Genomic DNA, 23,142 nt, shown 5'->3' with positions numbered 1-23,142 from the left:
TGTGTCAGGCATTGCGGGACGCCGCGTGATTCGAGGCCTTGACGGCGACGGCGAGCTTCGACTGCTTGACGAAGTTTTCGAGCAGCGCGTGGCCGTGTTCGGACAGGATCGATTCCGGGTGGAACTGCACGCCTTCCACGGCCAGTTCCTTGTGGCGCACGCCCATGATTTCGCCGTCTTCAGTCCATGCCGATACTTCGAGGCAGTCGGGCAGCGATTCGCGTTCGATCGCGAGCGAGTGGTAGCGCGTCACCGTGAAATGCTTCGGCAGGTCCGCGAATACGCCCTTGCAGTCGGTTTCGATCGTGCTGACCTTGCCATGCATGATGGTCTGCGCGCGCACGACGCGGCCGCCGAACGCCTCGCCGATCGCCTGATGGCCGAGGCACACGCCGAGAATCGACGTCTTGCCGGCGAATTCGCGCAGCACGTCGAGCGTGATGCCCGCGTGTTGCGGATTGCTTGGGCCCGGCGACAGGCAGATGCGCTCGGGGTTCAGCCTGGCGATTTCGTCGAGCGTGATTTCGTCGTTGCGATAGGTGCGCACGTCTTCGCCGAGTTCGCCGAAGTACTGCACCAAGTTGTAGGTGAACGAGTCGTAGTTGTCGATCATGAGCAGCATGGTGTGTCTCCGGTCAGAAGTCGCTATCGAGGCCGTCCTGGACCTGCTCGGCCGCGCGCATTACCGCGCGTGCCTTGTTCTCGGTCTCCTGCCATTCGGATTCGGGCACCGAATCGGCGACCACGCCCGCGGCCGCCTGCACATACAGATTGCCGTTCGCGATCACGCCGGTGCGGATCGTAATGGCCAGATCCATCTCGCCGGTGAACGACAGATAGCCGACCGCCCCGCCGTACAGGCCGCGCTTGACGGGCTCGAGCTCGTCGATCAGTTCCATCGCGCGGACCTTCGGCGCGCCCGACAGCGTGCCGGCCGGGAAGGTGGCGCGTAGCACGTCGAAATTGGTCATGTCGTTCTTGAGCTTGCCTTCGACCGAGCTGACGATGTGCTGCACGTGCGAGTACTTCTCGATCACCATCTTGTCGGTCACGACCACCGAGCCGATCTGCGCGATGCGGCCGACGTCGTTGCGCGCGAGGTCGATCAGCATCACATGCTCGGCGATTTCCTTCGGATCGTTCAGCAGCTCGGTCGCGAGCGCGGTATCGCGCTCGGGCGTGTTGCCGCGCGGACGGGTGCCGGCGAGCGGGCGGATCGTGACGATACGGTCCTCGCCGCGCTTTTCCTGGCGCACCAGAATCTCCGGCGACGCGCCGACCACGTGGAAGTCGCCGAAGTTGTAGTAGTACATGTACGGCGACGGATTCAGCGAGCGCAGCGCGCGATACAGCGACAGCGGATTGTCGCGGTACGGCTTGATCAGGCGCTGGCCGACTTGCACCTGCATCAGTTCGCCGGCGGCGATGTATTCCTTCGCCTTGCGCACGGCGGCCAGGTAATCGTCTTTCGCGAATTCGCGGTAGATCTCGGTGCGCACGCTGGCCGACACGACGGGCGGCTCGACGGTGACGCGCAGCCGCTGGCGCAGTTCGCGCAGACGGTGCTTCGCTTTCGTGTACGCCTCGGCCTGGGTCGGGTCGGCGTAGACCACCAGATAGAGCTTGCCGGCGAGGTTGTCGATGACGGCGACTTCCTCGGTCAGCAGCAGCTGGATGTCGGGCAGATTGAGGTCGTCTTTCGGCGCGCTGTGCGCGAGCTTCTTCTCGATGTAGCGCACCGCGTCATAGCCAAAGTAGCCGGCGAGACCGCCCGTGAAGCGCGGCAGCCCCGGGCGTTGCGCGACCTTGAAGCGCGCCTGGAATTGCTGGATGAACGCGAGCGGATCGCCGTCGTGCGTCTCGACGACCTTGCCGTCGCGGACCACTTCCGACACGCCGTTGCGCGTGCGCATGAGAGTCCGCGCCGGCAGGCCGATGAACGAATAACGCCCGAAGCGTTCGCCGCCGACCACCGACTCCAGCAGGAACGAGTTCGCGCCGTTGCGCTCGGTCTGCGCGAGCTTCAGGTACAGCGACAGCGGCGTCTCGAGGTCGGCGAGCGCTTCGGCGATCAGCGGGATGCGGTTGAAACCCTCGTTGGCGAGGGACTGGAATTCGAGTTCGGTCATGTTCCGATCCTGTACGGTGGTCCGGCGGCAGCAAGCGTCGGACAAAGCGGGGCTAAGCGCCTCCGGTCAGGGCGAGGGTCGACGTTCTCGACACAATGATACCGACCGGCGCGGGTCTTCCATCGGCGCGTGCGAGCGGCGCGGGTGAGCAACGGTACCTTGCGGGTACGCGCAGGCTCAATCAGCCGATGCAACTGCGCAAAAACAGATCGACGGAAAAAGCGCGTGAGCGCAGCGAAGTAAAAAACGGTTGCCGAAGACGAGCTTCAGCGTACCTCAGGCGAGGTTAGCGCGACCAGCGACGCCAGGGCCAGGCTCCCCGGTCGATGCTAATCAGACTCCGTTTTTTATTCAGAAACATGAGGATGAAGGACTGTTAAGTCGTGGATTGATGCGCTGCGATCGCCCCGGCGGCGTCGAGCAGCGAGGCAACTATACCATCGGATTTTATCGTTTGTATAGCTTGGCCGTGGTTGTACCCGTAGGGCACGGTCAGCGTCGCCATGCCGGCCGCGCGGCCCGCCAGCGCGTCGTTTTCCGAGTCGCCGATCGCCACCGTGGCGCTCGGCTCGACGCCGAGTTGCGCGGCGGCGGTCAGCATCGGAAGCGGGTCTGGTTTCTTTTTCGCGAGACTGTCGCCGCCGAGCACGACGCTGAAATACGGTGCAAGCCGGTACTGCTGCAGCAATTCGAGCGCGAAGCGGTGCGGCTTGTTGGTCACGCAGGCGAGCTTCAGGCCCGCGTCGCGCAGCGCGCGCAGACCGGCCTCGACGTCTGGATAAAGCCGCGTGTGCACGCCGTTGATCTTCGCGTACTCGGCCTGATAGATCGCGAGCGCTTCGTCGAAGCGCTCTTGCGCGTGCTCGGCTTCGAAGCGCGGCGCAAGCACGCTGCGGATCAGATGCTCCGAACCCTTGCCGACATAGCCGATCACTTCCTCGCGCGTCGTTTCCTCCGCGTCGAGCTGAGCGAGCATACCGTTCACGCCGGCGGTGAAGTCGTCGGCCGTGTCGATCATCGTGCCGTCGAGGTCGATGATCGCGGCTTCGAGGCGCGGGCCGGTAAACGTCGGGGCGGGATACGAAGTGGTCATGAGGCGCGCTGGTCTTTAACGCTGGACGGTCGCGAGGGCGGTGCGCATCTTGTCGATCACGACCTTGTGATCGGGCTGGCCAAAGATCGCCGAGCCGGCCACGAACGTGTCCGCGCCGGCCGCCGCGATTTCCGCGATGTTGTCGACCTTCACGCCGCCGTCCACTTCGAGGTGGATGTCGCGGCCGGTGCGCTCGGTGTACGCGTCGATGCGTTTGCGCGCTTCGCGCAGCTTGTTGAGCGCCTCGGGGATGAACGACTGGCCGCCGAAGCCCGGGTTCACCGACATGATCAGCACGAGGTCGACCTTGTCCATCACATGATCGAGATAGTTCAGCGACGTCGCCGGATTGAACACGAGGCCGGCCTTGCAGCCGTGGTCGCGGATCAGCGACAGCGTGCGGTCGATGTGATCCGACGCTTCCGGGTGAAAGCTGATCAGGTTCGCGCCGGCTTTCGCGAAGTCCGGCACGATGCGGTCGACGGGACGCACCATCAGGTGCACGTCGATTGGCACGTCCACGTGCGGGCGGATCGCTTCGCATACGAGCGGGCCGATGGTCAGGTTCGGCACGTAGTGGTTGTCCATCACGTCGAAGTGGATCCAGTCGGCGCCGGCGGCGACGACGTTGCGGACTTCTTCGCCCAGGCGGGCGAAGTCGGCGGAGAGAATGCTGGGGGCGATGCGAAATTGCGTCATGACAGGGGGCCGATGCAAGCGGGAAAGCGCCATTTTACCGGTTTTGCGCGTGCAGACCGGGGTGCTGGCCGCGGTTGGCGTGGCGGAATCGCGCGATGAAACTTTGCAAAGTGCCGGCGCAAAAACGACATGGAGACTGGGCGCGGCAAAGCAGCCGTGTCCCAACGTCTTAGACACTGCTGGCCGAAAGGCGTATCCGGTTGCGGCCATGCCGCGCATCAAGCAGAATGCCATTCCATGAGCGCCGCATCGCCGCTGCACCCGCAGACCATTGGCGTTCGGGCCTTCCACGATTTTTCACAGCCCGTTTGATCAGATCGGAATCAGGATGAGCCAGTACGAATTCAGCGTCTCGGCGCAGGTGCACTACCTGCCTGAAGAATCGGACCCGGAGCGTCGCCAGTACGCCTTTGCCTACACGCTGACCATCCGTAACACCGGCCAGGTGCCCGCACAGTTGATCGCGCGTCACTGGATCATCACCGACAGCGAAAACACCGTCCAGGAAGTCAAAGGCCTGGGCGTGGTCGGTCATCAGCCGCTGCTCAAGCCGGGCGAGCATTTCGAATACACGAGTTGGGCAGTGATCGGGACGCCGGTCGGCACGATGCGCGGCGATTACTTCTGCGTGGCGGAGGATGGTGAGCGCTTCGAGGCGCCGGTGCCGGAGTTCGTGTTGCGCATGCCGCGAACGTTGCATTGAACCGGCGCGGTGTTGCGCGGTCGTTAACGAGTTCGTATCGGCGCGCGGCGCAGCGGGCAGTTGAGTGGGTGGTTGGATGAGCGCTCAGACGAGCGCTTGATGCACGAGGGGTTGCGCGGTTCTGTATGCAACCCGCCGGCCAGGGTCACTGCGGCTTTTGCTGTTGGGACCGTTCCGCCGGCTTGGCACGTCTCGCTTTTTTCTTGCCAGACGACGTCCACACAACGATAAAGACGAGCAGGAACAGCGCGAGCAGCGATTCCAGCGCGAAGATGAGCATCGGGTATTCGTCGAACAAATCAGACATGGCGGTTTCCATCAAGAACGAACATTGTATGCGTTTTGTCCGCCGAGCCGGCGCGTGGGTCGGTGCATTGTCGGTTGCGGTGTTGCTTGCCTCCTGCGGTGGCGGCGGCGCGCTCCGGCCTTCGCCGCCGAGCGGCGCGGCGATCATCCCCGGCCAGATCGCGTCGTCGCGCTTGACCGCGGTTGCGTGGCAGCAGGTGCCGGGCTGGCAGGACGACTCGCTGATCGGCGCGACGGCCGCGTTGCGGCAAAACTGCACGAGGCTCGCGCGTCAGCCGAACTGGTCGCGTGCATGCGCGGCCGCCGCGCAAATCGACGATCTCGACGTCACCAGCGCGCGCGCCTTCTTCGAAGCCTACTTCACGCCGTTCCAACTCGCGAATAGCGACGGCACGCTCGACGGTCTGGTCACCGGTTACTACGAGCCCCTGCTGCGGGGCTCGCGCACGCGGCATGGGGTATATCAGACCGCGCTGTACCGCTGGCCCGCCGGCTATCGCGCGGGGGCGCCGTTGCCGGCGCGCGCGCAGCTCGAACGCTCGGGCGCGCTCAGCGGCAACGAACTCGTGTGGGTCGACGATCCGATCGAAGCATTCTTTTTGCAGGTGCAGGGCTCCGGGCGCATCGTGATGGAAGACGGCAGTGTGATGCGCGTCGGCTTTGGCGGTACCAATAGTCAGCCGTACAAGTCGATCGGGCGCTGGCTGCTCGATCATGGCGAGATCACGCCCGCGCAGGCGACGATGCAGGGCATCAAGGCATGGGCACGCGCGAATCCGACGCGCGTCGATGGATTGCTCGACACCAATCCGCGCTTCGTGTTTTTTCGCGAGATGCCGTCGGCCGAAACTATGCCGAGCGGTGGCGCGGACGGTCCGATCGGCGCGCTCGGCGTGCCGCTGACGCCGGAGCGCTCGATTGCGGTCGACCCGAGCGCGATTCCGCTCGGCACGCCGGTGTTCCTGCAGACCACACGGCCGCTGACGAACTCGCCGATGAACCGCCTCGTGTTCGCGCAGGACACGGGCACCGCGATCAAAGGCGGCGTGCGCGCCGACTACTTCTGGGGCCTCGGCGACGATGCCGGTGATCTGGCTGGCAAGATGAAGCAGGGTGGCCGGATGTGGTTGCTGCTGCCGAATTCGTGAGGCGGTGGGGCGCAGGCGGAAGCGTGACTGCCGTTTGAGTTACAGCGGTTTTCGGGAGGCGGGTTGGAGGCTGCCGCGAAGCCGTTAATAGAAGTCGTGGAAATCGGCGTCACGTTTGGATCAGGATCCGTGCGTGACGCCGTTTTTGTTGGGCTCTTACTCTGCGCATCGCTGCCCGTTGCCTGACTTAGAGCCCCGATCTGCGCTTGTCGACCACCCGCCGCGCCTTGCCCACCGAGCGCTCGATCCCATTCACGGCCAGCACGTTCACCACCGCGCTTACGCCAATCAGCGCCTTGATGTCGTACGCCAGCGCGTTTTTCGCGGTGGTTAGCGCGGAAGTATCCGGCGCGCTTTCGGGGCACGGTTCGACGTTCAGCGTCAGCACGTCGAGCGGCCCTTCCTTCGTCAGTACGATCTGATAGTGCGGCGCGAGCGCGTGCTGCTTGAGCAGCAACTCTTCGATCTGCGTCGGGAACACATTGACGCCACGGACGATCATCATGTCGTCCGAGCGGCCCGTGATTTTTTCCATACGCCGCATCGCGCGGGCGCTGCCCGGCAGCAGGCGCGTGAGATCGCGCGTGCGGTAGCGGATGATCGGCAGCGCTTCTTTCGTCAGCGACGTGAACACGAGTTCGCCGAGTTCGCCATCGGGCAGCACCTCGCCCGTTTCGGGGTCGATGATCTCGGGATAGAAATGGTCTTCCCAGATCGTCGGGCCGTCTTTGGTCTCGACGCACTCCGAGGCGACGCCCGGGCCCATCACTTCGGAGAGACCGTAGATGTCGACCGCGTCGATGCCCATGCGTTTTTCGATCGCCTCGCGCATTTCGTTGGTCCACGGCTCAGCGCCGAAGATGCCGATGCGCAATGAGCAGCTAGCCGGGTCGATACCCTGGCGCTCGAGTTCGTCGGCGATCGACAGCATGTAGCTCGGTGTCACCATGATGATGTCCGGCCGGAAGTCCTGGATCAACTGCACCTGCTTTTCGGTCTGACCACCGCCGAACGGAATCACGGTGAGCCCCGCGCGCTCGGCGCCGTAATGCGCGCCGAGGCCGCCCGTGAAGAGGCCGTAGCCGTAGCTCACGTGCACCTTGTCGCCGCGCTTCGCGCCGGCGGCGCGTATCGAACGGGCGACGAGATTCGCCCACGTGTCGATGTCGCGCGCCGTATAGCCGACGACGGTCGGTTTGCCGGTCGTCCCAGACGATGCATGGATTCGCGAAATCTGCTCCTGCGGCACCGCGAACATGCCGAACGGATAGTTGTCGCGCAAATCCTTCTTCGTCGTGAACGGAAAGCGCGCGAGGTCCGCGAGCGACTTGACATCGCCCGGATGAACACCGACTTCGTCGAACTTGCGCCGGTACACCGGCGAATTTTCATACGCATGGGTGAGTGACCATTTGAGCCGTTCAAGTTGGAGCGCGGCGAGCTCGTCGCGGCTGGCGGTCTCGATCGGATCGAGCGGAAGATCGGTGCTCATCGAATGTCTCCTTGCTGCCTCAGTATCTGAGTCTGATATGTAACGCGTTGGCGTCAGAGAGCCACGCAGACAGTCGTCCGCGGGGGCGGCTCTGGCTTGCCGCCGCTCAATGTTAGTCGCCGGTGGGAATCAGCTTGCCCTTGATTTGCGCCGACTTGCCGCGAAACATCGCGACGGTCTCGCCGGCGCGATTCGTGACGCGAATATCGTAGATGCCAGTGCGCCCGCTCGATGTCTGCTCGACCGCTTCGGCGCTCAGCACGTCGCCGCCGTAGACCGGCCGGAGGTATTCGATCGAGCAGCCGGCGGCAACCGTATTGATGTTGTAGGTGTTGCAGGCGAACGCGAAGGTCGAATCGGCGAGCGTGAAGATCAGGCCACCGTGGCAGATCTGATGGCCGTTCAGGAAGTCGTCGCGCACCGCCATGCGCAGCCGCGCATAGCCGGGGCGCACTTCGAGAATCTCGAGCCCGAGCGCGCGGCTGCAGGCGTCGTTTTCGTACATCGCGGCAGCTGTCGCGCTGGCGAGTTCGTCGGCAGTCATCTGGTCGGGGCGGGTGGTTTGCGTGGGCATCTCAACGCCCCTCGAAGCGCGGCGCGCGCTTTTCGATAAATGCCTGCACGCCTTCCGCGTAATCGTGCGAGGCGCCTAGTTGGCGCTGCAGGTCACGCTCGAGATCGAGCTGCTGGTCGAGCGTTTGCGTCGTGCCGGCACGCATCGCCTGCTTGATTGCGGCGATCGCGCGCGTCGGTTGCTGGGCAAGCTGGGCCGCGAGTTTTGCCGCGGCCGGAGCCAATTCGGCGTCGTCGAGCGCTTGCCAGATCAAGCCCCAGCTTTCGGCTGTGTCGGCGCTGAGCTTGTCGCCGGTGATCGCGAGGCCGAGCGCGCGTGCCATGCCAACGCGTTGCGGCAGGAACCACGTCCCGCCCGAATCCGGCACGAGGCCGATCTTCACGAACGCTTGGATGAAACTCGCGGAGCGACCTGCGAGCACCAGGTCGCAGGCCAACGCGAGATTGGCGCCCGCGCCGGCGGCCGTGCCGTTGACCGCGGCGATCACCGGAAACGGTAGCGCTTGCAGACGGCGGATCAACGGATTGAAGTATTCATCGATCACGGCGCCGAGGTCGGTCATCGCGCCGGGCGTGAAATCGAGGTCGGCGAGATCCTGGCCGGCGCAGAAGCCGCGTCCCGCGCCGGTGAGCACGAGCGCACGGGTGCCGGACTTTTCGACCTGGTCGAGTGCCGCGCCGAGTTCCTGATGCATCGCGCGCGTGAAGCTGTTGAGCTTGTCCGGGCGGTTCAGCGTGATGGTGGCGACGTGGCTCGATGAGTCGATGTCCAGCCGGATCGCTTCATATGACATGGGGTGTCTCCTCAAACTCTCTTTGGCCGATGGGCACGGTCGCTCGACTAGCGTCGGCGCGTGATGCCGATCCGATGTCTGATGTTAGTCAGAGCGCACGACTCGGTCCATCCGCCGAACGGCATAGGACGAAGTCGTGCGTTGTGCTGAAGCCTTCTTATGCCGTTCAGCCGGCTACCGCGGGCGCCGCTTTCGGTTCAACATGAACGCGGCTTTGAACGACACGGAAGCGGTTGGCGACGAAAGCGGCATCGGCAAGCGCGGCATTCGCGGCCGGGTTGGCGCCGGTGCCGTGAAAGTCCGAAAAAGCCGCGGACTGGTTGACGAACACGCCACCGGTCAGGTTGATCGACAGTGCGACGCCGCCGCGAATCGACGCTTCGTGCGCGGCGTCGAGCACGGCGTCGTCCGTGCTGTAGACCGCCAGCGTTAGCGCGCCGTGCTCGGCAGCAATGTCGCCAGCGAGGTCGAGTGACTGCGTGGTCGAGTCCGTCGCGATGACGAACGAGATCGGCCCGAACCATTCTCTCGTGAACTGGGCGCGGTCGGTCGAGGCGTCGAGTTGCAATACGAGCGGTGTGCGCACGCGAGCGCCCGGAAAGGACGGATGGTCGAGCGTCTGGCTCGCGACGAGAACGCGGCCGAGCCCGGCGGCTTCGTCGATGCGCTGCACGACGCCTTCGTTCTGGATCGCGCCGAGCAGTTCGACGGCGCGGGCCGGTTCGGCGACGAGCTTTTGCACCGCGCCGGCAAGCGCCTGGGAGACATCGTCAAAGCTGAGCGTGCCTTCCGCGGTGCGAATGCCGTCTCGCGGTACGTAGATATTTTGCGGCGCGGTGCACATCTGGCCTGAGTACAGCGCCAGCGAGAACGCGATGTTGCGCGCGGCCGCCTTGATGTCGTCGACCGAGTCGATGACGATCTGATTGACGCCAGCTTTTTCGGTGTAGACCTGCGCGTGGTGCGCGTTGCGCTCGAGCCAGGTGCCGTTCTGGGTGCTGCCCGTGAAGTCGATCAGTTTGATCTCGGGGCGCTGGGCCAGTTGCTGGACGAGGGCGCCGTCGTTCGGGGCGGTGGCCAGCAGCGTGACGACGTTCGGATCGAAGCCTGCTTCGCGCAACACGTCACGCGCGATGCGCACGGTCAGCGCGAGCGGCAGGATCGCGCCCGGATGCGGCTTGACGATCACCGTGTTGCCGGTGGCCAGATCGGCGAACAGGCCCGGATAGCCGTTCCACGTCGGGAATGTGCAGCAGCCGAGCACGAGGCCGATGCCGCGCGGCACGACGGTGTAGCGCTTGTGCATCGCGAGCGGCGGGTTTTTGCCTTGCGGCTTTTCCCAGTGCGCGTCGGCGGGAATACGGCGCAGCTGATCCCAGGCATACGCGACCGCTTCGAGCGCGCGGTCCTGCGCGTGTGGGCCGCCTGCCTGGAAGGCCATCATGAACGCCTGACCGGTCGTGTGCATCACGCTGTAGCCGAGCTCGAAGCTGGCGCGATTCAGGCGCGCGAGGATTTCGAGGCTCACGCCGATCCATGCCTGCGGGCCGGCGGCGCGCCAATCGCGTTGCGCCGCGGCAGATGCGGCGATGAGCGTGCTCGGGTCGGCTTTCGGGTAACGCACGCCGAGTTGGAAGCCGAACGGCGAAACCTCTGCGCCGACGGTCTCGTCCGTCGACGGTTGGTCCAGGTCGAACGTTTTGTCTAGAAGCGCCTTGAACGCGGCTTCGCCGTCCGGGTTGGCTGTTTCCCCGTACACTTTCGGACTGGGCATCTCGACGAACGGGCTCCAGTAGCCGCGCGTTTCGAGCGCGGAGAGCGCTTTGTGCAGCGTGTCTTCGTGCTTGGTGAATAGCGGATGTGTCATGGCAAAGAGGCTCGGCTGTACGTTTGGGAAATACCTGTCGAATAATTGACCGACCGGTTGGTTGGTGAATGGTAGCATCACCACGGACGATGCGCGAAGCGTTTTTCGCGTGCGATTAACCCTTATGGAGGCGGCATGGCTTACGAAAACATTCTGGTTGAGACGCGGGGACGGGTCGGACTGATTACGCTCAACCGTCCGAAGGCTCTGAATGCACTGAACGACGCGCTGATGGACGAACTAGGCGCTGCGTTGCGCGAGTTCGACGGCGACGAGTCGATTGGCGCAATCGTCGTGACGGGCAGCGAGAAAGCGTTCGCGGCCGGTGCGGACATCGGGATGATGGCGTCGTACTCCTATATGGATGTCTACAAGGGCGACTACATCACGCGCAATTGGGAAACGGTTCGCTCGATCCGTAAGCCGATCATTGCCGCGGTGGCGGGCTTCGCGCTCGGCGGCGGCTGCGAACTGGCGATGATGTGCGACATCATTTTCGCCGCCGACACGGCGAAGTTCGGTCAACCGGAAATCAAGCTCGGGATCATGCCGGGCGCGGGCGGCACGCAGCGCTTGCCGCGGGCGGTGTCAAAAGCGAAGGCGATGGACCTCTGTTTGACCGCCCGTTTCATGGATGCCGCCGAAGCGGAGCGCGCCGGACTGGTTTCGCGCGTGATCCCGGCGGCATCGCTGCTTGACGAAGCGGTCGGCGCGGCCGCCACCATTGCGGAATTCCCGCTGCCGGCGGTGCTGATGGTCAAGGAGTCGGTCAACCGAGCCTTTGAAACGACGCTCGCGGAGGGCGTGCATTTCGAGCGCCGCCTGTTCCATTCGCTCTTCGCCACCGAAGACCAGAAAGAGGGCATGGCCGCGTTCGTGGAGAAGCGCAAACCGGTTTTCAAGCACCGTTAATACGCTTGTCAAAATATCGCTTGCAAGTCCCGATGTCGGCGACTAGAATTCCGCTCTTTCGCGCTCCGGACGCCGGGGTGCGGAGAAGCGGGAAGCCTTTGAGGGCGAGGGCTTCAGCGGCGTGGGCAGGTTAAGCGAGTGATAAAAACCTGTTGACGATCCGACGGAAGTTCTCCATAATTTCGCTTCTCTGCTGCAGACGCAGCGACGCAAACGAAGCAGTGCCGGGTAGTGGTGGTTCAGGCGCTGCGGGTTTGGCGGACCGATCTTTAAAAACTAACAGTCGATAAGTGTGGGCGCTTGATGCGGAATGCGGCGGCGGATTCTGTGGAATCTGCTGTCAGGCAGAAGTATCAGAAGCCTCACACAGTATTGGAGGAAGGTTTGTCTGTCGGAAGACGGATCAATCATCGTCAGTACGTTGAGTGAGCGACCGGGTTCGAGAGAGCCCGAAAACAGTAACAGGTTTGAACTGAAGAGTTTGATCCTGGCTCAGATTGAACGCTGGCGGCATGCCTTACACATGCAAGTCGAACGGCAGCACGGACTTCGGTCTGGTGGCGAGTGGCGAACGGGTGAGTAATACATCGGAACGTGTCCTGGAGTGGGGGATAGCCCGGCGAAAGCCGGATTAATACCGCATACGCTCGGGAGAGGAAAGCGGGGGATCGCAAGACCTCGCGCTCAAGGGGCGGCCGATGGCAGATTAGGTAGTTGGTGGGGTAAAGGCCTACCAAGCCGACGATCTGTAGCTGGTCTGAGAGGACGACCAGCCACACTGGGACTGAGACACGGCCCAGACTCCTACGGGAGGCAGCAGTGGGGAATTTTGGACAATGGGCGCAAGCCTGATCCAGCAATGCCGCGTGTGTGAAGAAGGCCTTCGGGTTGTAAAGCACTTTTGTCCGGAAAGAAAACCTCGTGGCTAATATCCGTGAGGGATGACGGTACCGGAAGAATAAGCACCGGCTAACTACGTGCCAGCAGCCGCGGTAATACGTAGGGTGCGAGCGTTAATCGGAATTACTGGGCGTAAAGCGTGCGCAGGCGGTGCTGTAAGACCGATGTGAAATCCCCGGGCTTAACCTGGGAACTGCATTGGTGACTGCAGCGCTGGAGTATGGCAGAGGGGGGTGGAATTCCACGTGTAGCAGTGAAATGCGTAGAGATGTGGAGGAACACCGATGGCGAAGGCAGCCCCCTGGGCCAATACTGACGCTCATGCACGAAAGCGTGGGGAGCAAACAGGATTAGATACCCTGGTAGTCCACGCCCTAAACGATGTCAACTGGTTGTCGGGCCTTCATTGGCTTGGTAACGTAGCTAACGCGTGAAGTTGACCGCCTGGGGAGTACGGTCGCAAGATTAAAACTCAAAGGAATTGACGGGGACCCGCACAAGCGGTGGATGATGTGGATTAATTCGATGCAACGCGAAAAACCTTACCTACCCTTGACATGTATGGAATCCTGCCGAGAGGCGGGAGTGCCCGAAAGGGAGCCGTAACACAGGTGCTGCATGGCTGTCGTCAGCTCGTGTCGTGAGATGTTGGGTTAAGTCCCGCAACGAGCGCAACCCTTGTCCCTAGTTGCTACGCAAGAGCACTCCAGGGAGACTGCCGGTGACAAACCGGAGGAAGGTGGGGATGACGTCAAGTCCTCATGGCCCTTATGGGTAGGGCTTCACACGTCATACAATGGTCGGAACAGAGGGTTGCCAAGCCGCGAGGTGGAGCCAATCCCGGAAAACCGATCGTAGTCCGGATCGCACTCTGCAACTCGGGTGCGTGAAGCTGGAATCGCTAGTAATCGCGGATCAGCATGCCGCGGTGAATACGTTCCCGGGTCTTGTACACACCGCCCGTCACACCATGGGAGTGGGTTTTACCAGAAGTGGCTAGTCTAACCGCAAGGAGGACGGTCACCACGGTAGGATTCATGACTGGGGTGAAGTCGTAACAAGGTAGCCGTATCGGAAGGTGCGGCTGGATCACCTCCTTTCCAGAGCTGTGCATTCACTGCACTCAAGTGCTCACGCTTATCGGCTGTGGTTAATGGAAGCAACGCAGACAGACATCAGGGGTCTGTAGCTCAGCCGGTTAGAGCACCGTCTTGATAAGGCGGGGGTCGATGGTTCGAATCCATCCAGACCCACCACGGTCTTGTCTGGTGAGCTGAAGGGCTGGGGCCGCTGGAATAGCTGTGGGACTGGGGGATTAGCTCAGCTGGGAGAGCACCTGCTTTGCAAGCAGGGGGTCGTCGGTTCGATCCCGTCATCCTCCACCAATCCTCAATGCGCAGGGTTCTGCCTGAAGGCAGAGCGTTGCGCATTGGCGATTGAGCCAGTCAGGGCGGTATGAGGCACAGGCTTCATACCGGCTGCCGTTCTTTAACAATCAGGAAGAAGTAGTAAAGAGATTCACGAAAGCATACCTGGAGATGGGTGTGTGAGTAGGTGAATCAGGGTTGTGATTGTATCGATGTATTTTAAAGGTGATCGAAAGATTGCCTTGGAATACGGCGCAACACGAATACTCAACCTGTAACGGAACGTGAATGGTCGACTCCTTTGGGAACCTGTCCCCTCCGGGGATGGGACCAGAGTAAGCGCTAAAGCGCTAACACTGGTCGACAGAGACACACCCGTTATAGGGTCAAGCGAACAAGTGCATGTGGTGGATGCCTTGGCGATCACAGGCGATGAAGGACGCGGTAGCCTGCGAAAAGCTCCGGGGAGCTGGCAAACGAGCATTGATCCGGAGATGTCCGAATGGGGAAACCCACTCCTAATGGAGTATCCGTAGCTGAATCCATAGGCTGCGTGAGGCGAACGCGGTGAACTGAAACATCTAAGTAACCGCAGGAAAAGAAATCAACCGAGATTCCCAGAGTAGTGGCGAGCGAAATGGGATCAGCCTGTACACGTTATCTGTATTGTTAGTCGAACGCTCTGGAAAGTGCGGCCATAGCAGGTGATAGCCCTGTAGACGAAAACAGCATGGAAGAACTGGGTGTACGAGAAGTAGGGCGGGACACGTGAAATCCTGTCTGAAGATGGGGGGACCATCCTCCAAGGCTAAATACTCGTGATCGACCGATAGTGAACCAGTACCGTGAGGGAAAGGCGAAAAGAACCCCGGGAGGGGAGTGAAACAGATCCTGAAACCGCATGCATACAAACAGTCGGAGCCTCTGCGAAGGGGTGACGGCGTACCTTTTGTATAATGGGTCAGCGACTTACATTCAGTGGCGAGCTTAACCGATTAGGGCAGGCGTAGCGAAAGCGAGTCCGAACAGGGCGTCCAGTCGCTGGGTGTAGACCCGAAACCAGGTGATCTATCCATGGCCAGGTTGAAGGCACGGTAACACGTGCTGGAGGACCGAACCCACTAACGTTGAAAAGTTAGGGGATGAGCTGTGGATAGGGGTGAAAGGCTAAACAAACCTGGAAATAGCTGGTTCTCTCCGAAAACTATTTAGGTAGTGCCTCGTGTATCACCTTCGGGGGTAGAGCACTGTCATGGTTGTGGGGTCCATTGCGGATTACTACGCCATAGCAAACTCCGAATACCGAAGAGTGCAATCACGGGAGACAGACATCGGGTGCTAACGTCCGGTGTCAAGAGGGAAACAACCCAGACCGCCAGCTAAGGTCCCCAAATATGGCTAAGTGGGAAACGAAGTGGGAAGGCTAAAACAGTCAGGAGGTTGGCTTAGAAGCAGCCACCCTTTAAAGAAAGCGTAATAGCTCACTGATCGAGTCGTCCTGCGCGGAAGATGTAACGGGGCTAAGCCATATACCGAAGCTGCGGATGCACAGCAATGTGCATGGTAGGAGAGCGTTCCGTAAGCCTGCGAAGGTGCACTGGAAAGTGTGCTGGAGGTATCGGAAGTGCGAATGCTGACATGAGTAGCGATAAAGGGGGTGAAAGGCCCCCTCGCCGTAAGCCCAAGGTTTCCTACGCAACGTTCATCGGCGTAGGGTGAGTCGGCCCCTAAGGCGAGGCAGAAATGCGTAGCTGATGGGAAGCAGATTAATATTTCTGCACCATTGTGAAATGCGATGGGGGGACGGATCGCGGAAGGTTGTCCGGGTGTTGGAAGTCCCGGTCCTTGCATTGGAGAAGGCGCTTTGGCAAATCCGGGCGCGGAATTCAAGGGTGCGAGGCGAGTCGCTCAGGCGACGAAGCAACTGGAAGGGGTTCCAGGAAAAGCCTCTAAGCTTCAGTTTCACAGTGACCGTACCGCAAACCGACACAGGTGGGCGAGATGAGTATTCTAAGGCGCTTGAGAGAACTCGGGAGAAGGAACTCGGCAAATTGGTACCGTAACTTCGGGATAAGGTACGCCCTCATAGCCTGACTGGCCTGCGCCAGAAGGGTGAAAGGGTTGCAATAAACTGGTGGCTGCGACTGTTTAATAAAAACACAGCACTCTGCAAACACGAAAGTGGACGTATAGGGTGTGACGCCTGCCCGGTGCCGGAAGATTAAATGATGGGGTGCAAGCTCCTGATTGAAGTCCCGGTAAACGGCGGCCGTAACTATAACGGTCCTAAGGTAGCGAAATTCCTTGTCGGGTAAGTTCCGACCTGCACGAATGGCGTAACGATGGCCACACTGTCTCCTCCCGAGACTCAGCGAAGTTGAAGTGTTTGTGATGATGCAATCTCCCCGCGGCTAGACGGAAAGACCCCATGAACCTTTACTGTAGCTTTGCATTGGACTTTGAACCGGTCTGTGTAGGATAGGTGGGAGGCTATGAAGCGTGGACGCCAGTCTGCGTGGAGCCGTCCTTGAAATACCACCCTGATCTGTTTGAGGTTCTAACCTTGGCCCGTGATCCGGGTCGGGGACAGTGCATGGTAGGCAGTTTGACTGGGGCGGTCTCCTCCCAAAGTGTAACGGAGGAGTACGAAGGTACGCTAGGTACGGTCGGAAATCGTGCTGATAGTGCAATGGCATAAGCGTGCTTGACTGTGAGACTGACAAGTCGAACAGGTGCGAAAGCAGGTCATAGTGATCCGGTGGTTCTGTATGGAAGGGCCATCGCTCAACGGATAAAAGGTACTCTGGGGATAACAGGCTGATACCGCCCAAGAGTTCATATCGACGGCGGTGTTTGGCACCTCGATGTCGGCTCATCTCATCCTGGGGCTGTAGCCGGTCCCAAGGGTATGGCTGTTCGCCATTTAAAGAGGTACGTGAGCTGGGTTTAAAACGTCGTGAGACAGTTTGGTCCCTATCTGCCGTGGGCGCTGGATATTTGAAGGGGGCTGCTCCTAGTACGAGAGGACCGGAGTGGACGAACCTCTGGTGTACCGGTTGTCACGCCAGTGGCATCGCCGGGTAGCTATGTTCGGAAGAGATAACCGCTGAAAGCATCTAAGCGGGAAACTCGCCTTAAGATGAGATATCCCCGGGGCTTCGAGCCCCTTGAAGGGTCGTTCAAGACCAGGACGTTGATAGGTCAGGTGTGCACGTACAGTAATGTACTGAGCTAACTGATACTAATTGCCCGTAAGGCTTGATCCTATAACCGGTGTGTTTTGCGGTCAGCGTGAGCGCTTCAGCTGTCGGCCGGAGTTAGTGCTTCAGCACTTACTCCGGGCCCATGCAAAGCGCTTACCCGGACCCCACCCCCGAAGGGGGCAGGAACACGCACACGGTTGAGATCGGTGTTGTGCCAGAAACAACACAACCCCCACCCGAATCCTTTACGCTTCTTCCCGATTGGCTGTGGCGCAACCGGTTGACTCCAACCCTGCGACGCAGCAACCCGTCATGCCTGATGACCATAGCGAGTCGGTCCCACCCCTTCCCATCCCGAACAGGACCGTGAAACGACTCCACGCCGATGATAGTGCGGATTGCCCGTGTGAAAGTAGGTAATCGTCAGGCTCCTCCCCAGTCAGAAACCCCACCCGCCGCGGTGGGGTTTTTGCGCTTACACGGTCAAAATTAACAAACAGCATTGAAGCAAGCGACACCTCCGCCCGCCTCAACGCTTTTCAACTCTCTACTTCCCTTGCGCCAGAAACTTCTGCGCCAGTCGGACCCAATACGTCGATCCCACCGGCAACAACTCGTCGTTAAAGTCATAACTTGCGTTGTGCAGCATACAAGGGCCCGCGCCGTGGCCCGCCTCGCGGTGGCCGCCATCGCCGTTGCCCAAAAACGCATAGCAACCCGGTTTCGCCAGCAGCATGAACGAAAAATCCTCGGCACCCATGGTCGGTTCAACCGCGTCATCGACATTTTCCGCGCCAACGATCTCTTTCATGATCGACGCCGCAAAACGCGCTTCCTCGCTGCTGTTGATCGTCGGGGGATAGTTCCGGTGGAATTGGATCTGAACGGAGCAATCGTATGCTTCGGCTGTACTGTGCGCGATCTTGCGCATGCGTGACTCGATCAGGTCGAGCGTTTCTGTAGTGAAGGTCCGAACGGTCCCCGCGATCCAAGCGTCGTCCGGTACCACATTGACCGCATCGCCCGCATGTATCTGCGTTATCGACAATACCGCAGTATCCAGCGGCTTTTTGTTTCGCGTGATGATGCTTTGCAGCCCGTTGGCAATTTGCACCGCCGCAAAGACCGGATCACGGCCATTGTGCGGTAGCGCTGCATGCGAGCCGACGCCCTTGATTTCGATGCGAAATTCATTGCTCGACGCCATGATCGGGCCTTCGGTCACGCCGAAGTGGCCCGCCGGCATGCCCGGCCAGTTGTGAATGCCAAACACGGCGTCCACGGCGAATTTGTTGAACAAGCCGTCGTCCATCATAGCCTTCGCGCCGGCGCCGCCTTCTTCAGCCGGCTGGAAAATGAACACGATCGTGCCGTCGAAAGCACCATGTCTGGCCAGGTAGTGCGCGGCACCGAGCAGCATCGCCGTATGTCCGTCGTGCCCGCACGCATGCATCTTGCCGTCGTTCGTCGAACGATGATCGAAGCTGTTGAGCTCCTGGATCGGCAGCGCGTCCATGTCGGCTCGCAGGCCAATCGCGCGCGAGCCGTTACCTCGCTTCAATACGCCGACCACGCCCGTCTTGCCGAAACCACGGTGAGTCTCGATGCCCCAGGACTCGAGCGAACGCGCGACGAGATCAGCAGTCGCCGTCTCTTCGTAGCGCAGCTCCGGGTGGGCATGGATGGTTCGTCGAAGGGTCTGGATTTCGCCGCGAGCGGCCTGAATTTCGGGGATGAGTTTCATGATGGAGTGATTATGCGTTTGTGCTTGACGAGCATGAGATCGCCGCGGACCACGTCGGCCCGGGCACTGCGGATAATTCATTCTACGCCGAAGGCATTTTTGGTGGCGCCGCCGAGTCGGCGGCCTATAGACGTAATAAAATTCCACTTTGCGCGACCGCTTACTGCTCGCCAGGACACATTGCCGATGAACGCCCCGACCGAATTCGCGCGCGCCGTGTGCCCGCACGATTGCCCCGACACCTGCGCGATGCGCGTGACAATCGACAATGGACGGGCGATCAAGGTCGCCGGCGATCCCGACCATCCGCCGACTCAGGGCGTGCTGTGCACGAAGGTCAGTCGTTACGCGGAGCGTGTATACCATCCGAACCGATTGACGACGCCCCTGAAGCGTGTCGGCCGCAAGGGCGAGGGCCGTTTCGAGCCAATCAACTGGGACGAAGCGTTCGACCTTGCCGCAAGCCGCCTCGGCGAGATTGTCCGTCGCGCGCCGGAAGCGATTCTGCCTTACAGCTACGCGGGCACGATGGGCTTGGTGCAGGGCGATAGCATCGCGCAACGCTTTTTCCACAAGCTCGGCGCCTCGCAATTGGATCGCGCGATTTGCGCGGCGGCCGGCGCTGCCGGCCTCAAATACACGTACGGCGCCGGCATCGGTATGCACACCGAGTTCTTCGCCGAGAGCGAGGTGATCCTGATCTGGGGAGCGAATCCGATCGCATCGAATCTGCATTTCTGGACGCGCGCGCAGGAAGCCAAGCGTCGCGGCGCCCGGCTGATCGCAATCGACCCGTATCGCTCGCTGACCGCGGAGAAATGCCATCAACACATCGCGCTAAAGCCAGGCACAGACGGCGCTCTCGCGCTCGGCATCATGAACGTCCTGATTACCGAGAATCTGCTCGACCACGGGTACATCGCGGCGCACACGCTGGGCTTCGCCGACTTGAAGGCGCGTGCGCTCAGCTATCCACTGTCTCGGGTTAGTGAAATCTGTAGCGTCGAAGAAGAGGAAATCGCCGATCTTGCGCGACTTTACGCCAGCACGCAGAAAGCCGCGATCCGCTTGAACTACGGTCTGCAGCGGGTGCGTGGCGGCGGCAATGCGGTGCGCGCAATCGCGTGTCTACCGTCGCTGACCGGCGCATGGCGCGAGCGCGCGGGCGGGGCGCTGCTGTCGTCGAGCGGTTGGGCACCGGTCGACTCGCACGCGTTGCAGCGTCCCGACCTGATGCCGGGTTGGCCGTCGAAGCCGAGCCGCGTGATCAATATGAATGCGATCGGCGACGCGTTGCTGCATCCGGGCGACGCGACGTTCGGCCCCAAGGTCGAGGCGATCGTGGTCTACAACTCGAATCCGGTCGCGGTCGCACCGGACTCCGAACGCGTCGCGGCGGGTTTTGCGCGCGAGGATCTGTTCACGATCGTGCTCGAGCATTTCCAGACCGACACCGCGGATTACGCCGACCTGCTGTTGCCTGCCACGACGCAGCTCGAGCATCTCGACGTGCACAAGTCGTACGGTCACACGGACGTGATGGTCAACCTGCCCGCCATCGCGCCGTTCGGCGACGCACGGCCGAATACCGAGATCTTCCGCAGCCTCGCGCGCCGCATGGGCATGACGGAACCGGCGCTCTTCGACAGCGACGAAGCCGTCGCGCAAGCCGCATTTCGCTGGGACGACAAGACGCTGGACGGTGTCGACTGGCCGATGCTGAAGCAAGCCGGTTGGGCCCGTCTCAATCTGCCTGACGCGCCATTTGCCGACGGTGGTTTTCGCACGCCATCCGGCAAGTGCGAGTTCTACAGCGAGCGCCTTGCGCAACAGGGCCTCGACCCGCTGCCGGACTACCTGCCACCCTACGAATCGGCCGACGGCGCGCCCGAACTGGCGGCCCGCTATCCGCTCGCGATGATTTCACCGCCCGCGCGCAACTTCCTGAACAGCACCTTCGTGAACATCGAGAGTCTGCGCGCGACGGAAGGCGAGCCGCATCTGGACATCCACCCTGCCGACGCGCACGCGCGCGGCATCGGCGACGGCGATCAGGTGCGCATCTTCAACGACCGCGGCTCGATGCAAGCGCGTGCCCGCGTGACCGACCGGGCGCGCGAAGGCCTGGTCGTCGGGTTGTCGATCTGGTGGAAGAAGCTCGCGCCGGACGGCCGCAACGCGAACCAGTTGACGAGCCAGGCACTCACCGATCTCGGCGGTTCGGCGACGTTTTACGACTGTCTCGTCGAAGTCGAGCGGGCCTGAAAGCCGCGCCGCACATTGAAGCTGGCGCCCAGCCTCGCAAGTTCGAGGCTGCCGTCTAACCTCATCGCTTTGCCCATTGGCCGCAATATGCCCATGCTACGATGCGTTTTTAGCACGACCATTCGAAAATAATTCAGGAGACGCTGCATGGAGAAAATCTGGCTGAAATCTTATCCGCCCGGCGTTCCAGCAGAGATCGACCCGACACGCTATTCGTCGGTGGCCGAGTTGCTCGAGGAAGCCTTTCGCGAACACCGCGCAAAGCCGGCGTTCGTGTGCATGGGCAAGCAGATCAGCTACGGTGAACTCGACGAGCTTTCGCGCAATCTGGCAGCGTGGCTGCAGTCGAAAGGGCTCACGCGCGGCTCGCGTGTCGCGATCATGATGCCGAACGTGCTGCAGTATCCAGTCGCGCTCGCCGCGATTCTGCGCGCGGGCTATGTGGTCGTGAATGTGAATCCGCTGTACACGCCGCGCGAACTCGAGCACCAACTGAAGGACAGCGGCACTGCGGCGATCATTCTGCTCGAGAATTTCGCGGGGACCTTGCAGGCAATCGTGCGCAATACGCCGGTCAAGCATGTGGTCGTCGCGGCGATGGGGGACCTGATGGGCATCAAAGGCCCGCTCGTGAACTTCGTCGTGCGCAAGGTCAAGAAGATGGTGCCGGCGTGGAGCCTGGCTGGGCACGTCAAGTTCAACGACGCGGTCTCGGAGGGCGCACGTCTGACGTTCAAGCCGGTCCACCAGGGACCCGACGATATCGCGTTCCTGCAATACACGGGCGGCACCACCGGCGTGGCCAAGGGCGCGACGCTGCTGCACCGGAACCTGATCGCGAACGTGCTGCAGTCGGAGGTCTGGCTCAATCCGGTGCGCGCGAACCGCACGGATATCGATCAGTTCATTACGGTCGTCGCGTTGCCGCTGTATCACGTGTTCGCACTGACCGTGTGCGGGCTGCTGACGATCCGCACCGGCGGTCTCGGCGTGCTGATTCCGAATCCGCGCGATATCCCCGGCATGATCAAGTCGCTCGAGGGGTATGCGATCACGACGATTCCCGCGGTCAACACACTCTACAACGCGATGTTGAACAGCCCCGACATCCACAAGCTCGACTTCTCGAAGCTGCTGACCGCGAACGGCGGCGGCATGGCGGTGCAGGAGGCGGTCGCGAAGCGCTGGTTCGAGCTGACGCGCACGCCGATCGTCGAGGGCTACGGGCTGTCGGAAACGTCGCCGTGCGTGACCTGCAATCCCGTCACCGCCACCGAATACACCGGCACGATCGGCCTGCCACTGCCGTCGACCGAAGTCTCGATCCGCGACGACGAAGGCAACGAAGTGCCGCCCGGCCAGTCCGGCGAGATCTGCATCCGCGGCCCGCAGGTGATGGCGGGCTACTGGAACAGGCCCGACGAAACCGCCAAGGTGATGACGGCGGACGGCTTCTTAAAATCGGGCGACGTCGGCATCATGGGCGCGGACGGCTTTGTGAAGATCGTCGATCGCAAGAAGGACATGATTCTGGTGTCCGGCTTCAACGTGTATCCGAATGAAGTCGAGGACGTCGTCGCAAAGCTGCCGGGTGTGTTCGAAGTCGCGGCGGTGGGTGTACCGGATCAGCATTCCGGCGAGGCAGTGAAGCTGTTCGTCGTGAAAAAGGATCCGTCGCTGACCGACGAACAGATCTTCGCGTACTGCAAAACGCAACTGACCGGCTACAAGCGGCCGAAGGTCGTCGAATTCCGCACCGAGTTGCCGAAGAGCAATGTCGGCAAGATCCTGCGCCGCGAGTTGCGCGACGGCAGGGCTTAAGCGAGCCAAGAACATAAGCCCGGCGCACGAAAGTGCGACGGGTTTTTTGTTGCCCGTACAAAATCCGCGCATAAAAAAAGGCGCCCGAAGGCGCCTTTGAGACAAACTGCGTTTTTTTACGACTTA

Annotated in this window: 15 protein-coding genes, 2 tRNA genes and 3 rRNA genes; 10 read left to right on the top strand and 10 right to left on the bottom strand. The window is 61.4% G+C overall.

Annotated elements, in window-relative coordinates; genetic code table 11:
* Positions 1–4: 4 nt before the first annotated feature.
* The 4 genes from OKW41_RS38660 to rpe all read right to left on the bottom strand — a co-directional run bounded on the left by OKW41_RS38660 (position 5) and on the right by rpe (position 3,921).
* Complete coding sequence (locus tag OKW41_RS38660; protein ID WP_429575774.1) at positions 5–622, bottom strand: aminodeoxychorismate/anthranilate synthase component II; 618 nt, start codon at positions 620–622, stop codon at positions 5–7.
* Positions 623–635: 13 nt separating this feature from the next.
* A complete protein-coding gene (trpE, locus tag OKW41_RS38655; protein WP_429447439.1) occupies positions 636–2,129 on the bottom strand; it encodes an anthranilate synthase component I in 1,494 nt (497 codons plus the stop codon).
* 376 nt (positions 2,130–2,505) lie between these two features.
* Positions 2,506–3,222: a phosphoglycolate phosphatase gene (locus OKW41_RS38650; protein ID WP_429575773.1), complete on the bottom strand. Its 717-nt coding sequence runs from the start codon at positions 3,220–3,222 to the stop codon at positions 2,506–2,508.
* A gap of 15 nt (positions 3,223–3,237) precedes the next feature.
* Positions 3,238–3,921, bottom strand: coding sequence for a ribulose-phosphate 3-epimerase (rpe, locus tag OKW41_RS38645; RefSeq protein ID WP_429575772.1), 684 nt, complete (start codon positions 3,919–3,921; stop codon positions 3,238–3,240).
* Between the two features lie 328 nt (positions 3,922–4,249).
* On the opposite strand from rpe, the gene apaG reads away from it, so the two are divergent.
* Positions 4,250–4,624 carry a Co2+/Mg2+ efflux protein ApaG gene (gene apaG, locus OKW41_RS38640; protein ID WP_429451850.1) on the top strand — a complete coding sequence of 125 codons (375 nt, stop codon included), beginning with the start codon at positions 4,250–4,252 and terminating at the stop codon, positions 4,622–4,624.
* Between the two features lie 145 nt (positions 4,625–4,769).
* Here the strand turns inward: apaG and OKW41_RS38635 are convergent, their stop codons facing one another.
* Complete coding sequence (locus tag OKW41_RS38635; RefSeq protein ID WP_176078910.1) at positions 4,770–4,931, bottom strand: hypothetical protein; 162 nt, start codon at positions 4,929–4,931, stop codon at positions 4,770–4,772.
* A 28-nt stretch (positions 4,932–4,959) separates the two neighbouring features.
* Between OKW41_RS38635 and mltA the strand changes: the two genes are divergently transcribed.
* Positions 4,960–6,078, top strand: a complete 1,119-nt coding sequence (mltA, locus tag OKW41_RS38630) for a murein transglycosylase A (RefSeq protein WP_429575771.1) — start codon at positions 4,960–4,962, stop codon at positions 6,076–6,078.
* 187 nt (positions 6,079–6,265) lie between these two features.
* Here mltA and paaK read toward each other — a convergent pair whose 3' ends face one another.
* The 4 genes from paaK to paaN all read right to left on the bottom strand — a co-directional run bounded on the left by paaK (position 6,266) and on the right by paaN (position 10,804).
* A complete protein-coding gene (gene paaK / locus OKW41_RS38625) occupies positions 6,266–7,570 on the bottom strand; it encodes a phenylacetate--CoA ligase PaaK (protein WP_429575770.1) in 1,305 nt (434 codons plus the stop codon).
* A gap of 112 nt (positions 7,571–7,682) precedes the next feature.
* A complete protein-coding gene (paaI, locus tag OKW41_RS38620; protein WP_429575769.1) occupies positions 7,683–8,144 on the bottom strand; it encodes a hydroxyphenylacetyl-CoA thioesterase PaaI in 462 nt (153 codons plus the stop codon).
* 1 nt (position 8,145) lies between these two features.
* On the bottom strand, positions 8,146–8,937 hold the full coding sequence (paaG, locus tag OKW41_RS38615; protein ID WP_429451846.1) for a 2-(1,2-epoxy-1,2-dihydrophenyl)acetyl-CoA isomerase PaaG: 792 nt from the start codon (positions 8,935–8,937) through the stop codon (positions 8,146–8,148).
* A 166-nt stretch (positions 8,938–9,103) separates the two neighbouring features.
* On the bottom strand, positions 9,104–10,804 hold the full coding sequence (gene paaN / locus OKW41_RS38610; protein WP_429575768.1) for a phenylacetic acid degradation protein PaaN: 1,701 nt from the start codon (positions 10,802–10,804) through the stop codon (positions 9,104–9,106).
* 135 nt (positions 10,805–10,939) lie between these two features.
* On the opposite strand from paaN, the gene OKW41_RS38605 reads away from it, so the two are divergent.
* The 6 genes from OKW41_RS38605 to rrf all read left to right on the top strand — a co-directional run bounded on the left by OKW41_RS38605 (position 10,940) and on the right by rrf (position 17,615).
* Entirely contained in the window at positions 10,940–11,716 is a 777-nt protein-coding gene (locus OKW41_RS38605; RefSeq protein ID WP_184036005.1) for an enoyl-CoA hydratase, read from the top strand.
* A 469-nt stretch (positions 11,717–12,185) separates the two neighbouring features.
* Positions 12,186–13,716: ribosomal RNA gene (locus tag OKW41_RS38600) — 16S ribosomal RNA — on the top strand.
* Between the two features lie 79 nt (positions 13,717–13,795).
* A tRNA-Ile gene (locus OKW41_RS38595) sits at positions 13,796–13,872 on the top strand.
* Between the two features lie 53 nt (positions 13,873–13,925).
* A tRNA-Ala gene (locus OKW41_RS38590) sits at positions 13,926–14,001 on the top strand.
* Positions 14,002–14,367: 366 nt separating this feature from the next.
* Positions 14,368–17,249: ribosomal RNA gene (locus tag OKW41_RS38585) — 23S ribosomal RNA — on the top strand.
* Positions 17,250–17,501: 252 nt separating this feature from the next.
* A 5S ribosomal RNA gene (rrf, locus tag OKW41_RS38580) occupies positions 17,502–17,615 on the top strand.
* The 16S, 23S and 5S rRNA genes sit together here with 2 tRNA genes alongside, the layout of an rRNA operon.
* A 118-nt stretch (positions 17,616–17,733) precedes the next feature.
* On the opposite strand, the gene OKW41_RS38575 is transcribed toward rrf, so the two are convergent.
* The gene (locus tag OKW41_RS38575; RefSeq protein WP_429451843.1) at positions 17,734–18,930 is read right to left on the bottom strand and encodes a M20 aminoacylase family protein; all 1,197 of its coding nucleotides are present in this window, start codon (positions 18,928–18,930) and stop codon (positions 17,734–17,736) included.
* A gap of 186 nt (positions 18,931–19,116) precedes the next feature.
* Here OKW41_RS38575 and OKW41_RS38570 point away from each other — a divergent pair, with 186 nt between their 5' ends.
* Positions 19,117–21,195 carry a molybdopterin-containing oxidoreductase family protein gene (locus tag OKW41_RS38570; RefSeq protein WP_429575767.1) on the top strand — a complete coding sequence of 693 codons (2,079 nt, stop codon included), beginning with the start codon at positions 19,117–19,119 and terminating at the stop codon, positions 21,193–21,195.
* Positions 21,196–21,342: 147 nt separating this feature from the next.
* Positions 21,343–23,016 (top strand): long-chain fatty acid--CoA ligase, encoded by a 1,674-nt coding sequence (locus tag OKW41_RS38565; protein ID WP_429575766.1) that lies wholly within the window; start codon positions 21,343–21,345, stop codon positions 23,014–23,016.
* Positions 23,017–23,142 lie beyond the last annotated feature (126 nt).

This window comes from Paraburkholderia sp. UCT70 (assembly GCF_050434085.1).
GTDB lineage: Bacteria > Pseudomonadota > Gammaproteobacteria > Burkholderiales > Burkholderiaceae > Paraburkholderia > Paraburkholderia tuberum.
The sequence above is the reverse complement of the archived record's forward strand: the minus strand, read 5'-3'. Positions and strand labels throughout refer to the sequence as shown.

Bases quoted from the DNA above. Each gene is read 5' to 3' on its own strand.
- mltA (WP_429575771.1), top strand. From the start codon at position 4,960: ATGCGTTTTGTCCGCCGAGCCGGCGCGTGGGTCGGTGCATTGTCGGTT.
- OKW41_RS38565 (WP_429575766.1), top strand. From the start codon at position 21,343: ATGGAGAAAATCTGGCTGAAATCTTATCCGCCCGGCGTTCCAGCAGAG.
- rpe (WP_429575772.1), bottom strand. From the start codon at position 3,921: ATGACGCAATTTCGCATCGCCCCCAGCATTCTCTCCGCCGACTTCGCC.
- OKW41_RS38575 (WP_429451843.1), bottom strand. From the start codon at position 18,930: ATGAAACTCATCCCCGAAATTCAGGCCGCTCGCGGCGAAATCCAGACC.
- paaI (WP_429575769.1), bottom strand. From the start codon at position 8,144: ATGCCCACGCAAACCACCCGCCCCGACCAGATGACTGCCGACGAACTC.
- trpE (WP_429447439.1), bottom strand. From the start codon at position 2,129: ATGACCGAACTCGAATTCCAGTCCCTCGCCAACGAGGGTTTCAACCGC.
- OKW41_RS38635 (WP_176078910.1), bottom strand. From the start codon at position 4,931: ATGTCTGATTTGTTCGACGAATACCCGATGCTCATCTTCGCGCTGGAA.
- apaG (WP_429451850.1), top strand. From the start codon at position 4,250: ATGAGCCAGTACGAATTCAGCGTCTCGGCGCAGGTGCACTACCTGCCT.
- paaG (WP_429451846.1), bottom strand. From the start codon at position 8,937: ATGTCATATGAAGCGATCCGGCTGGACATCGACTCATCGAGCCACGTC.
- OKW41_RS38605 (WP_184036005.1), top strand. From the start codon at position 10,940: ATGGCTTACGAAAACATTCTGGTTGAGACGCGGGGACGGGTCGGACTG.
- paaK (WP_429575770.1), bottom strand. From the start codon at position 7,570: ATGAGCACCGATCTTCCGCTCGATCCGATCGAGACCGCCAGCCGCGAC.
- OKW41_RS38660 (WP_429575774.1), bottom strand. From the start codon at position 622: ATGCTGCTCATGATCGACAACTACGACTCGTTCACCTACAACTTGGTG.
- OKW41_RS38650 (WP_429575773.1), bottom strand. From the start codon at position 3,222: ATGACCACTTCGTATCCCGCCCCGACGTTTACCGGCCCGCGCCTCGAA.
- OKW41_RS38570 (WP_429575767.1), top strand. From the start codon at position 19,117: ATGAACGCCCCGACCGAATTCGCGCGCGCCGTGTGCCCGCACGATTGC.
- paaN (WP_429575768.1), bottom strand. From the start codon at position 10,804: ATGACACATCCGCTATTCACCAAGCACGAAGACACGCTGCACAAAGCG.